Source organism: Flavobacterium adhaerens, from assembly GCF_040045115.1.
Taxonomy (GTDB): Bacteria; Bacteroidota; Bacteroidia; order Flavobacteriales; family Flavobacteriaceae; genus Flavobacterium; species Flavobacterium adhaerens.
Window position 1 is genome coordinate 184946 of record NZ_JBDLZX010000001.1, and the last position, 13357, is coordinate 198302.

General features: G+C 33.4%; 11 protein-coding genes. 4 read left to right on the forward strand and 7 right to left on the reverse strand.

Annotation, left to right across the window (positions count from 1 at the left end; all coding sequences use genetic code 11):
* Positions 1–69: 69 nt before the first annotated feature.
* Positions 70–1104: a LacI family DNA-binding transcriptional regulator gene (locus ABEB18_RS00855; protein ID WP_348797109.1), complete on the reverse strand. Its 1035-nt coding sequence runs from the start codon at positions 1102–1104 to the stop codon at positions 70–72.
* Between the two features lie 180 nt (positions 1105–1284).
* Here ABEB18_RS00855 and ABEB18_RS00860 point away from each other — a divergent pair, with 180 nt between their 5' ends.
* Both ABEB18_RS00860 and ABEB18_RS00865 read left to right on the forward strand, forming a co-directional pair.
* Positions 1285–2307: a PfkB family carbohydrate kinase gene (locus ABEB18_RS00860; RefSeq protein ID WP_348797110.1), complete on the forward strand. Its 1023-nt coding sequence runs from the start codon at positions 1285–1287 to the stop codon at positions 2305–2307.
* 12 nt (positions 2308–2319) lie between these two features.
* Positions 2320–2985: a bifunctional 4-hydroxy-2-oxoglutarate aldolase/2-dehydro-3-deoxy-phosphogluconate aldolase gene (locus tag ABEB18_RS00865; protein ID WP_348797111.1), complete on the forward strand. Its 666-nt coding sequence runs from the start codon at positions 2320–2322 to the stop codon at positions 2983–2985.
* A 76-nt stretch (positions 2986–3061) separates the two neighbouring features.
* Here the strand turns inward: ABEB18_RS00865 and ABEB18_RS00870 are convergent, their stop codons facing one another.
* The 6 genes from ABEB18_RS00870 to ABEB18_RS00895 all read right to left on the reverse strand — a co-directional run bounded on the left by ABEB18_RS00870 (position 3062) and on the right by ABEB18_RS00895 (position 9109).
* Positions 3062–3319 carry a DUF6952 family protein gene (locus tag ABEB18_RS00870; protein ID WP_348797112.1) on the reverse strand — a complete coding sequence of 86 codons (258 nt, stop codon included), beginning with the start codon at positions 3317–3319 and terminating at the stop codon, positions 3062–3064.
* A gap of 48 nt (positions 3320–3367) precedes the next feature.
* Entirely contained in the window at positions 3368–3676 is a 309-nt protein-coding gene (locus tag ABEB18_RS00875) for a thioredoxin family protein (protein ID WP_348797113.1), read from the reverse strand.
* A 165-nt stretch (positions 3677–3841) separates the two neighbouring features.
* A complete protein-coding gene (locus ABEB18_RS00880) occupies positions 3842–4480 on the reverse strand; it encodes a peroxiredoxin (RefSeq protein WP_348797114.1) in 639 nt (212 codons plus the stop codon).
* Positions 4481–4600: 120 nt separating this feature from the next.
* A complete protein-coding gene (locus ABEB18_RS00885) occupies positions 4601–6199 on the reverse strand; it encodes a glycoside hydrolase family 3 protein (RefSeq protein ID WP_348797115.1) in 1599 nt (532 codons plus the stop codon).
* Between the two features lie 10 nt (positions 6200–6209).
* Entirely contained in the window at positions 6210–7526 is a 1317-nt protein-coding gene (locus tag ABEB18_RS00890; RefSeq protein ID WP_348797116.1) for an MFS transporter, read from the reverse strand.
* Between the two features lie 23 nt (positions 7527–7549).
* On the reverse strand, positions 7550–9109 hold the full coding sequence (locus ABEB18_RS00895) for a glycoside hydrolase family 10-like protein (RefSeq protein ID WP_348797117.1): 1560 nt from the start codon (positions 9107–9109) through the stop codon (positions 7550–7552).
* Between the two features lie 395 nt (positions 9110–9504).
* On the opposite strand from ABEB18_RS00895, the gene ABEB18_RS00900 reads away from it, so the two are divergent.
* Positions 9505–11436, forward strand: coding sequence for an amino acid permease (locus ABEB18_RS00900; protein ID WP_348797118.1), 1932 nt, complete (start codon positions 9505–9507; stop codon positions 11434–11436).
* A gap of 253 nt (positions 11437–11689) precedes the next feature.
* A complete protein-coding gene (locus tag ABEB18_RS00905; protein WP_348797119.1) occupies positions 11690–13291 on the forward strand; it encodes an arylsulfatase in 1602 nt (533 codons plus the stop codon).
* Positions 13292–13357 lie beyond the last annotated feature (66 nt).

The following is a 13357-nucleotide window of genomic DNA, read 5'->3' on the forward strand; positions in this document are numbered from 1 at the left end:
GACCACAGCTTCACAAATATTGATTTTTGTGAAGCTGTTTTTTTTTTGATCGAAATCTGTAACCTGATATTAATCGAAAGGTTGTTTTTTTGATGAATTACGAATTAAAAGTTCGGCATCAAGAATTATTTTATTAAGGGATACTTTTCTTTTTGGATGGTTAATGCGCTCCAAAAATGCTAATGCAGCCTGCTTCCCGATTTCGGCACTAAACTGATTTATAGTCGAGATTTCTGGTTTGATAATAGTTCCAAAAGGTTCGTTCCCAAATCCTACAATAGCAATTTCGTCAGGGACTTTAATTTTTTCCTCCAGTAAAACTTGTAATGCTCCTAAAGCAACATTGTCACTAGCAGCATATATGGCATCTGGTCGAATATCAAGTTCTAACAATGATTTCATGATGCGTCTGCCATCTTCAATTTGCAAATTACTTTCGATAATTAACTCATTTTGAATGGGTAACCCAAATTTTTCTAAAGCATCTTTAAAACCCCTAATTCTATTGTTGAAAATACGTGTATGTCTGAAACCTGTAATATGAGCAATTCGAGTGTATTTTTGTTTTACCAGATGCTCAACAATTAATTGACTACAATTGTAATCATCAATTCCAATATAATCTACGTCTAGATCATTTTCCCCTCTATCAAACAAAATTAAGGGAACTCCTTTTTCTTTTATTTTTCGGTAATAGTCAAAATCTACAGTTTCATGGGCAATAGAGGCAATGATACCATCAACTTGAATATTGAGTAAATTATCGATACTCTTGCATTCTTTTAGATAAGACTCATTGGTTTGTGCCATAATGACATTATAACCATTTTTATTCAGAACATCTTCAATGTTTTCTATTACAGAAGCATAATAATTGGTGTTGATTCTAGGTACGATTAAACCAACCATATTACTTTTTCCTTTACGTAAAGCACTGGATAAAAAATTGGGTTGATAATGCAATTTTATGGCTGCTTCTTTTACGGCAGCTTTTGTTTTAGCACTTATACGAGGATGATCGTTTAATGCCTTAGAAACTGCAGAAGGGGTTAGACCTAAGAGGTCGCCAATATCTTTTATCGTTGTTTTTTTTTGTAAGTCCAATTTTTTTCTATATTTGTTCCAACGTTTGAACAAATATAATTTGTTTTTTTAAATTAGCAATGCATTGAAGAAATTGTAGTTAGTATAAAACAATATGAGTGGTAGAGAATTGAGAGATTCTTTATTTTTTCGCACTTTGTTCAATCGATTGAACTGTTTGAATTATTAAAATATTTATAGATGAAAAAAATAGTCACTTTTGGTGAAATTTTATTGCGCCTTTCGACTGAAAGGAATTTAAAATTTTCTCAATCAGATTCGTATAAGGCTACCTATGGTGGTGGTGAGTTTAATGTTGCTGTGTCTTTAGCAAATTATGGTCTAAATGCAGAATATGTTACACGTTTACCCAATAATGAGTTTGGGAATTGCGCTGTCAAAGAAATGCGAAAATTAAACGTTGCCAATGATAATGTTTTGTTAGATGGTGAGCGAATGGGAGTTTATTATTTAGAAATTGGCGCAGGTACTCGTGCAAGCAACATTATATATGATAGAGCTAATAGTGCTATGGCTACTCTTGAAAAAGGAATGTTTAATTGGAGAGAAATTCTAAAAGATGCTGATTGGTTTCATTGGAGCGGAATCACTCCGGCCTTGTCTGAATCTGCTGCAGAGGCGTGTTTAGAAGCTGTCGAAATTGCTCATGAAATGGGAATAACTATCTCGACTGATTTGAATTACAGATCTAAACTTTGGAAGTATGGCAAAGAACCAAAAGAGGTTATGCCTAAAATGCTTCAATACAGTAATGTAATTCTTGGTGATATTGATACTGCATTTTTTATGTTAGGTAAAGATGCTGTAAATCCTGATTATCAAAATCTTGAAGCATTACCAGTTTTATACAATCAGATTTACGAGCTTTGTCCAAATTTGAACTATATTTCGACTACCTTACGATATTCAATTAATGCATCTCATCAGAGGATTGGCGGAATATTGTATAACGGTAAAAAAGTTTTCAACGCCGAAGTTCAGGATGTTACTCCTGTTATTGATCGTGTAGGTAGTGGTGATGCTTTTATGGGAGGATTAATTTATGGATTGAACGAGGAACCTTTAAACGAACAGCGGGCTCTTGACTTTTCGGTAGCTGCTTGTTGTTTAAAACATACTATTGTAGGGGATTATAATTTAGTAACTAAAGAGGAAGTTGAAAAATTAATTAATGGTGATTTTTCAGGAAAAGTATCAAGATAAAAAAATATAAAAATGGCACAATTTACACGAATAGAGGTTGCACAAGAAATGAAAAGAACCGGAATGATTCCTTTGTTTTTTAGTAGTGATATAGAATTGAGTAAGAATATTTTAAAAGCATGTTATGATGGTGGTGCTCGTTTGATGGAGTTTACGGCTAGAGGTGATTTTGCTCATGAAATTTTTGGAGAACTTACCAAATATGCGATCAAAGAATTACCTGGAATGATTATGGGTGTTGGTTCTGTTACAGATGCTGCTGCAGCTTCTTTGTATATGCAGTTGGGAGCAAATTTTATTGTAACTCCTGTCTTAAGAGAGGATATTGCAATTGTTTGTAATCGTAGAAAAGTATTATGGTCGCCAGGTTGTGGTACTTTGACCGAAATTACCAAAGCAGAAGAATTAGGTTGTGAAGTAGTAAAACTTTTCCCTGGTGATATTTATGGACCTGAATTTATCAAAGGGATAAAAGGACCGCAACCTTGGACGTCTATCATGCCTACTGGCGGAGTAACCCCAAGCGAAGAAAATCTTAAGAGTTGGTTTAGTGCAGGTGTTACTTGTGTTGGTATGGGTTCTCAGCTAATCACTAAAGAAATTATTGCCAATAAAGATTATGAGGGATTAACTAAAAAAGTTAAAGAGGTTTTCGAAATTATTTCGAAATTAAAATAACACAAAGAAAGTTACTCTAAAAAAAAAAATGCACTCTGGTTATTGGAGTGCATTTTTTGTATCGTTTAAACCGATTTTATTTATCGATTGAACCTAAAACTCTTTTCATAAAAGCGTTCAAAGCTTCTTTTTTGTCGGTTCCTTGTTGTGTCATTTTATGAACTTCAAGAGCACCGTACATATTCGAAATTAATTCTCCTATTACGTCCAATTCTTCGTCTTTTAGTGAAGGAATTTCAGTCATAGCTTCCAGAACTTCGATGGTTTCGATGATATAATCTTGATCGTTTTCTTCGATAAACTGGGTAAGTTGTTTTATTACAGGTAACTTCATTGTTTGTTCTTTTTGTATTGTGATTGTTTATAATACGGAATAAACAATTTACACAATTTCGTTTACCAATTCGATTAAAACTTCTTGTTTGTTGGTTTGAGTTTCATTCACCAATTGTCCGTTTACAAATGTTGCAAATGTTGGTAAATTACTCACATTAGCCAATTTTCTAGATTCTGGAGCATTTTCTGCATCGACCAAAACAAAAGTTATAGCTTCATTTTCGGTAGCTAATTTTTTGAATTTTGGTTTCATAATACGGCAATTTCCACACCAGGAAGCAGAATATTGTACTACTACTTTTTCGTTTTTAGTAACTAAATCCGCTAATGTATCTTCGTTTAAGTCTATTAACATATTTTTTGAAATTTCAATATCAATTTCAATGTCAAAAATCAATTTTTAAGAGACTGATATTTGAATTTAAATTGAAATTAGGGTTTGTTTTTGAAGAGAATTTTGAATTTCAATGGCAAAGTCAGGTTTAAATATTGAAATTGCCATTGAAATTGTTACTGCAAATTAGTTTACGCTTAAGTAAGCAGCAGTACTGTTTCTATCAGCTGTCATTGCTTCTTTACCAGCTTCCCAGTTTGCTGGACAAACTTCACCTTTTACTTGAATGTGCGTGTAAGCATCAACCATTCTTAAGTATTCGTTTACGTTACGTCCTAATGGCATATCGTTTACACTTTCGTGGAAAATTTTTCCAGTCTCATCGATTAAGTAAGTTGCTCTGTAAGGAACATAAGAACCTTCAACGATTACTGAATCAGTTTCTTCGCTGTATTCTGTAGATTCTACATCAAGAATTCCAAGGATATTAGCTAAGTTACGGTTAGTATCGGCAAGGATTGGGTAAGTTACCCCTTCGATTCCACCGTTGTTTTTTGGAGTGTTTAACCAAGCAAAGTGTACTTCGTTTGTATCACAAGATGCTCCAATTACGATTGTATTTCTTTTTTCGAATTCTGGTAAAGCAGCTTGGAAAGCGTGTAATTCAGTTGGGCAAACAAAAGTAAAATCTTTTGGATACCAAAATAAAAGTACTTTTTTGTTGTTGTTTACTGCTTCTTCAAAAATGTTGATTTTTAAATTATCTCCCATTTCTGAGATAGCATCTACTGCAATACTTGGGAATTTTTTTCCTACTAAAGACATATTTATTGATTTTTGTTGTTTATTTTTTACAGGTGCAAATATAGACTATAAAGAAAGCTTTGATAAATAAACTTTTATTATTATTATTTATGTGTCTATAGTGATTGATTATATTTAAAGCTAAAATCCTGTTAATAAAACAGGTAGGTTTCCTGTGGCTGTTTTATTTTCTAATAATTGTTGAGCTGCGACTTCTTGAAACTCTACAAAATCTTGATACACTTCAACAATTCCCACTGCTTGATTTAGATTTGGTAGTACTTGCAAAGCGTAAGGATTACCAAATACATACAAAATACACTTCTTGGATTGGAGTAATTCTCCTAAATATTCTAAAACAGTATCCTCAAGTTCAAACTTATTTAAAGGTTTTGCTTTTGGAACAAATACGGAGATCAGTAAAGTATCAAATGGAGTAAGATCTTCTTTGATATTAGTTTTGACTAAGTCTATAGCATTCTCGATTTCATATTCAGGAGAAGGTAAGAAAGCCCCCAAATTTTTAAAAAATGGATTATCTATAGTTTTGTAAAAACTAATTTTTGCTAAACGTTCTTTGTTTTTTGCTTCAAAAAGTAACAAAGTATTATGCTGATCTCTAATATATGTGATGCAATTTGAAGCAATTTTACGATTTATGTTTGAAGTAATATCAAAATCGAAATTACCTACAGAAGTTTCATTTTCATCAAAAAGACCAGCTTTTTGTTTGCATTTCAGTATTCGGTTTAGGCTTGCTTCAATTCGTTCGGGTGTTGCATTTTTTAAAATAGCTTCAATACCTTCAGGAACATTTTCGGCAAAACAAAGCACATCATTTCCAGCGTTAAAGGCTTCCCATTCTAGTTGTCCTTTAATTTCATACAGTTTAGAAACACTATGCATGTTCAAAGCGTCCGAAATGACAAGACCATCATAACCTAACTGCTTTCTTAAAATTTCTTCGATAATATTTTTAGACAATGTAGCCGATGTGTTTTTTCCATCATTTAAAGCGGGGACAGCTAAATGACCAATCATAATCGAGTCAACTTGGTTTTCTATTCCTTTGATAAAAGGATAAAGTTCGTTTTCGAGCAATTGCTCAAGGTTTTCTTCCAAAACAGGTAATCCCAAGTGCGAATCGACACTGGTGTTTCCGTGACCTGGAAAGTGTTTTAGGCATCCTAAAATTCCAACTTCAGACATTCCTTTAAGGTATTCTAAAGCAAAATTGGCAACTTTTTCTTTATTGGAACCAAAAGAACGATACCCAATTACGGGATTATTTGGGTTGTTATTAATATCGGCTAATGGAGCCAAATTGTAATGAATTCCAGCCGATTTTAAGTCCAAGCCAATTTGCTTTCCAACTTCGTAAATTAGATTTTTATCGGTATCGGGTAATGCTCCAAGAGTAATGGCATAGGGATATTGTGGTGTTTTCTCAACACGCATTGCTAATCCCCATTCGGCATCAATGCTCATCAAAAGTGGAGTAGGAGCACATTTTTGATACCGAACAATTAAATCCTTTAATCGCTGATAGCTATCGTCGTTAAATTCTACTTTTTTCTTAGCTTCATAATTGGTAGCAGCACTGGCACGACTGTGAAAAAAAGTTAATCCCCCTATATTGTAATCACGGATTAATTGTTCCATTGCCTGAATGTTTTCTTCGGTATCGTTGATGAAAACCGCAGGGAAAAAGAATTGTCCTATTTTTTGTTTTAGTGTCATTTTTTAAAAATTATGCTTCAACTTTTTTTCCAAAATCTTTCGGAAAATCTAAAAATCGAGATAAAATTAATCCTGGGATTGTTGCAATAAACACCCAAATAAAGAAATTGTGGTATCCTAAAAATTGTTGAATATGTCCGCTAATCATTCCCGGAAGCATCATTCCTAGTGCCATAAATCCTGTTGCTAAGGCATAATGAGCAGTTTTGGATTCACCCTCGGCAACATGAATTAAATACATCATAAAGCCCGTAAATCCGAATCCGTAACCAAATTGTTCCAGAATTACGGTAATACAGGTGTAAAGATTTAAAGGTGAATTTATCTCAAAAAAATACAGGTTTATATGAAGATGAAAAACCTCCTGTGGCTGAAAATGAGCCAACCCAATAAATCCAAGAATTGGTAAATGCATGGCTAAAAACATAGGAAGCATCCATTTGGTTAGACCGTGTTTTGAGATAGCCATACCACCCAAAATTCCACCAATTGTTAAAGCAAATATCCCTAAGGTTCCATAAATTATTCCAACCGATTCGGTATCTAATCCCATTCCGCCAAGTTCTTTTTTGTCGAGTAAAAAAGGACTCAACATTTTGAGTAATTGCGATTCACCTAATCTAAACAGTAATATAAAAGCCAATACCAGTCCGATTTGTTTTTTCTGGAAAAAGCTAATAAATACCGTTGCAAAATTTTGATGGGAATGAACGTCATTGTTTTCGATAGTATTTATTTCTTTTTTTGGTGTAAAAATGAAATTGTAAACAGTGATGATCGTCATCAATAAACCAACTGCAATCATGGTATAAGACCAGGCTTTGGTGTTGTCTCCGTATTTGTGTTCGAGATAACCTGCAAATAAAACAATCAGTCCGTTTCCAGCAAGCATTGAAAGTCGGTAAAATGTACTTCTAATTCCTAAAAAATAAGATTGCTCTTCTTTTTTTAATGCTAACAAATAGAAACCATCACTGGCAATATCATTTGAGGCTGATGCAAATGCGGCTACCCAAAAAATCGCTAAACTCATCATAAAAAAACCGTTGGTTGGTATGGTAAAACCTACTAACAAGAAAGCGATAGAAATGAGTAATTGCATTGATAAAAACCATTTTCGCTTAGTTCCATATAAATCAACAAAAGGACTCCAAAGCGGTTTGACAACCCATGGTAAATAAAGCCAACTGGTATAAAAACCTATATCTTCATTACTTATCCCTAAATTTTTATACATAATTACCGAAACAGAGATGATTACTGCATACGGTAATCCAGAAGCAAAATTTAATAACGGAATCCAATACCAAGGGTTTTTGTCTTTCATTTTCTATAGTTTAGTTTTGAGGTTTATTTGTTTACAGATTCTACTTCAACTTCTAAATCAATTACAGTTTCAGGACTTTCATTGGCATAAAAATCTACATAAGTAAAAGCAAAAGCTTTTTTGCCTATCATTTTGTAGGCAGGAACTTCGATGTTGAATTTGTTGTTTTCCTCATAAACAGCAATTTTCTCCAAAATTTGTGAGGGATCTTTAGTATTTATTTTTGAAGCGTCCTTGGCTGCATATACAACGATATAACGAATTTGTATTAGCTCTTTTGGTTTTTGGAAAGAGATATAATAGTTATCTGTGTCTTTTGTTATCGAGTCAATTAGTAGGTTTTCTGTAAGAACTTTTTTAAAGTTGGGTACTGGAAGTGGCAAGGCTGGATACTTGTATTGGTTTTCTTTTAAATATCTTACTACATCAAGGTTTTTATTGATAAACCATTTGGCACTAAAATAACCATTTCCTTGTACATTATGATAATTGCGAGTGAGGTCTATTTGATTTGGAATTTCGCTAATGTAATTCCAATGTTTATCCGAATCGTTTCTGATTTTATAGGTACTGTTACCCATGTAGAGAGCAGTATTGGCGGGAACATTCTCTGACCACCATTTTATTAATTTAGAATAAGATGCTGTTCTATGATCGATGCTCCAATACAATTGCGGAATGAGGTAATCGATCCAATTGTTGTTCATCCAATCTATAGGGTCGGCAAATAAATCATCATAATTGGTTTGACCAGATTGGGTGTCAGATCCTTTGGGATCTACCGATTTATTCCGCCAAACTCCAAATGGGCTAATACCAAATTGTACCCAAGGTTTTAGTTTCTTGATGCCAAAAGAAATATTTTTGACAAAAGCCGTAACATTTGAACGTCTCCAATCTTCTAGAGATAGCCCATTCCCATATTTTTGAAATGAGGCTTTGTCATTAAAATCGATTCCTTTTATTTTATAAGGATAAAAATAATCATCAAAGTGAATGGCGTCTATGTCATATTTGATGACCACTTCTTCCACAATTGCGGTCAAATGTTTTTGTACTTCGGGTAGGGCAGGATCATAATAGAATTTCCCTCCGTATTCAATCATCCATTCTCTATGTTTGTTATAATCGTGGTCAATACTTAAATTTTCTGTTTTTAAATCCATTGTTGCTCGATAAGGATTCATCCAAGCGTGAAATTCAAAACCACGCTCATGACATTCTTCGATCATCCATTCAAGAGGATCATATTTTGGGTTTGGTGCTTTCCCTTCTACACCAGTTAAATATCTAGACCAAGGAGCTAAAATGGTAGGGTATAAAGCGTCGCCAGCAGATCTAATTTGTACAACAACTGCGTTATAATTGAGTTTTTGATAAGTATCTAAAATTTGGATAAAATCTGCTTTTTGCTTTTCTACAGGATCTGTATTGTTTTTTGGCCAGTCAATATTTGCAACTGTTGCAATCCAAACAGCTCTAAATTCATTTTTAGGATGCATTTCTCTTCTTTGGGAAAACCCAATAAATGTTGATAGAAATAGGTATATGATAGGGAATAATGATGATTTTTTCAAATGCATTTGTTGTGATTTTTATAACGGAATCAAAAGTAGTTTTTTTAGATAAGTTTACTAAATTAATTGTTTAATAATTTAAGAGTTAATGTTTGTATTAGGACAGAATAATTCGGAAAGTGATATTTTTTTAAGGTTTGTTATTTTAGGGTAACTATACAGTAATGAAATTAAGCTCTGTATTTTGTTTATTCTATTTTTTAGGATGTATCTTTGGATTTTTTTATGAGAAAAACGATAAAAAATAGTTTTTGATTGTAATATTTTAAAAAAGCATAAGTCTTGATTTTGAAGGTAAAATTTGTTTTATATATTTGAAAACACTATTTATTTCAGTCAGATATATTTTGAAAAAATAGAAAATTAGCTGATTTACAGCTGTAAACAATAAAAATTTAAACATGGCATTAAAGGATCTTTTTAGGAAAAAAACGGTACAAGACATTTTAAAGCAGGTTGAGAAAAATGAATCAGACGGTCACGAGTCGCTTGGAAAACATTTGACAACTAAAGATCTAACTGCTTTTGGTATTGCTGCTATTGTTGGTGCTGGGATTTTTAGCACCATTGGGAAAGCTAGTTTCGATGGAGGTCCAGCCGTAATTTTTCTATTCTTGTTTACTGCCATTGCTTGTGGTTTTGCCGCTTTTGCTTATGCCGAATTTGCTTCGATGGTTCCAGTTTCAGGAAGTGCTTATACGTATTCGTATGTTGCTTTTGGAGAATTAATTGCTTGGATTATTGGGTGGGCTTTAATTATGGAATATTCAGTAGGAAATATTACTGTTGCCATCTCTTGGAGTGATTATTTTACCACTTTACTCTCTAGTGGAGGAATTGATTTGCCTCAATGGGTACAAATGGATTATTTAACTGCTTCAAACGGATTTAACGATGCAACAGCATTGATGGAGGGCGGAAAATCTTTTGAAAATTTAAGTACTAGTTTACAAAATGCTTATACCGCTTGGACAACTTCACCAATGATAGGTTCTTTTCATTTTGTAGCCGATTTACCTGCTTTGTTGATAATAGTTTTAATTACTTGGTTGATTTATAGAGGAATGAAAGAGTCTCGAAACGCTAGTAATTTGATGGTTATTGTCAAGCTTTGTATTGTTTTATTAGTAATAGCTGTTGGTGCTTTTTATGTCGATACTGATAATTGGGATCCTTTTGCGCCCAATGGTGTTTCGGGAGTTTTAAAAGGAGTTTCGGCGGTTTTCTTTGCTTATATTGGTTTTGATGCTATTTCTACAACTGCCGAAGAATGTAAAAATCCGCAGCGTGACTTGCCTAGGGGCATGATGTGGGCCATTATTATTTGTACGATTCTTTATATTGCTATTGCTCTAGTGTTAACAGGAATGGTAAGTTATAATACATTGGATGTTGGTGATCCGTTGGCTTTTGTGTTCGATCAATTGCATTTAAAATGGATGTCTGGAATTATTGCAGTTAGTGCAGTGGTTGCTATGGCGAGTGTTTTGTTGGTTTTCCAGATGGGACAACCTCGTATTTGGATGAGTATGAGTCGTGACGGATTGTTACCGAAAAAGTTTTCTAATGTGCATCCAAAATTCAAAACCCCTTCTTTTGCAACTATAGTGGTTGGTTTTGTTGTGGCCGTTCCAGCTTTGTTTATGAATTTGACCATGGTGACCGATTTGTGTAGTATTGGAACTTTGTTTGCCTTCGTTTTGGTTTGTGCGGGAGTTTTGGCTTTACAAAATAGAACCGATATTCCAAGAGGGAAATTCAAAACCCCTTATGTGAATTCTAAATTCATTTTTCCATTATTGGTTATTGTAGGATTGGTAATTGCTTTTACTTATAATAATAAAGCTACAATGGATTTTATTACTAATGAAAGAAAAATTAATGATTCAGAGTTTATCATTACTTCTTTAAATAAAGAAGAAACCAAAAAAGTATATGATTACTTAGTGAGTATCGAAAACGAATCTATTGATGTTAAAAGTCTTGATGTTGAGCATTTATTGAGCCAATATCAAAAAGATGATGTGAAATATACTAATGTTGTTGCAGGATTGCCAATTTCGGATAATTTAAAATATGAAAGCGGATTTACTTTGTTCAAACATAAAATTCCGATGTGGATTTTCTTGTTCACAATTATTGGATTAATGGTTTGGTCTTGGAAAGAAAATTTGTCTTTGATTCCCCTTTTGGGACTTATTTGTTGTTTGTATATGATGGCGGAGTTAAGCGTTTGGAACTGGATTTATTTCACGATTTGGTTAATAATAGGTTTGATTATCTATTTTACTTATAGTCGAAAAAATAGTAAATTAAATTTGGAAACCGAGTAATTTTTTAAGATTATAAAAATATGACTTTGTAGAAACTAAAAAAGCCTTAGATAGTATTATTTAGGGCTTTTTTAGTTCGTGTTATAAAGACAATAATTGTTTTAGTATTGTATATTTAAATTATGCCCCCTTATGAGCTAATTTTTAATGTAATACACTTGTTGTTTATTTAGTTTTGTTTTATATTTGATATGCCTCATCTGTATATTTTTCCTACAAACAATTTATTATAAAAACACAAATCTTTAAAATTATGAACAAAAGAAGTTTTTTGTCGGTAGTTGTAGTTTTGTTGTCTTTTACACTTGTAAATGCGCAAACTAAGAAAAAGCCTAATATTATTATGTTGATCTCTGATGATACTGGTTGGGGAGATTTAGGAGTTTATGGAGGAGGAGCTGGTCGCGGGATGCCTACTCCAAATCTAGATAAGATGGCCAAAGAAGGAATGCAATTCTGGAATTTTTATGGTCAACCAAGTTGTACACCTGGAAGAGCTGCTATGTTAACAGGTCGTATCCCGAATCGAAGCGGTATGACTACGGTTGCTTTTCAAGGTCAAGGAGGAGGTCTTCCTGCTCCAGAGTGGACATTGGCTTCTGTCTTAAAGAAAGCTAATTACAAAACTTATTTTTCAGGAAAATGGCACTTAGGAGAAGCTGATTATGCGATGCCAACGGCTCATGGTTTTGATAAAATGCAAAATGTTGTATTGTATCACTTGAACGCATATACTTATGCTTTTCCGTCTTGGAATCCAGACATGACTCCAGAGATGCTAAATTTCTTCAAAAAAGTAACAACTGGCGTGTTAGAAGGTGAGGCTGGAGGAAAAGTAAGAGAAGTTTCTAAAGTTACCGAGGAAAATATTGCAGAGTTAGATATGATGATGACTGACAATGTTTTGAAAGAACTTAATTCAAATGTAAAAGGAGGAAGTCCATTTTTTATGTGTGTGAATTTTGCTAAAAATCATCAGCCAAACTTGCCATCAAAACAGTTTAAAGGGAAATCTCCTGGAGCTAGTAAATATGCTGACTGTGTAATGGAAATGGATTATAATGTTGGTCGTGTAATGGACGAAATTAATAAACTTGGAATTGCAGATAATACTATTGTAATTTATACAGTTGATAATGGTGCTTGGCAAGATGTACATCCAGATGCTGGTTATACACCATTTAGAGGTTCTAAAGGAACGGATAGAGAAGGAGGAAGCCGTGTACCAGCTATTGCTTGGTGGCCAGGTCAAATTGAAGCTGGTAGTTCAAGTCATGATATTGTTGGAGGTTTAGATTTAATGGCAACATTTGCAAGTCTTGCAGGTGTAGAATTGCCTAAAGTGGATCGTGAAGGAAAAGGAATGGTGTTTGATAGTTATGATATGTCTAATGTGTTGTTCAAGAAAGGAAAACCACTTCGTAATTCTTGGTTTTATTTTACAGAAAGTGAATTATCTCCTGGTGCTGTAAGATTTAGCCACTTCAAAGCAGTATATAATACAAGAGGTGATAATGGAGCGATGGCTGGAAGTGATATGCCAGGACAACAATTGGGTTGGAGAGGTGACGAAACATACGTAGCAACAGTTCCTGCTATTTATGATTTATGGCAAGATCCACAGGAACGCTACGATTTATTTATGAATAGTTTTACTGAAAAAACGTGGACTCTTGTTGTATTTAATAAAGCAATTCAGGAATTAATGAAAACGTATGTTCAATATCCTCCAAGACAATTACAAGGAGAAACTTATATGGGTAATGAAAGCATAGTTAGATTTAGAAACATTCAAGAAGCTAAAAAAATGCTAGAAGAAAAAGGAATGAAATTACCTGAAGATATTAAATATTAAATGGTAGAAATCCTTTTAAGAAGATTTCAATACTAAAAAAGAACCTCTAAAAGTCAAGTGCTTTTA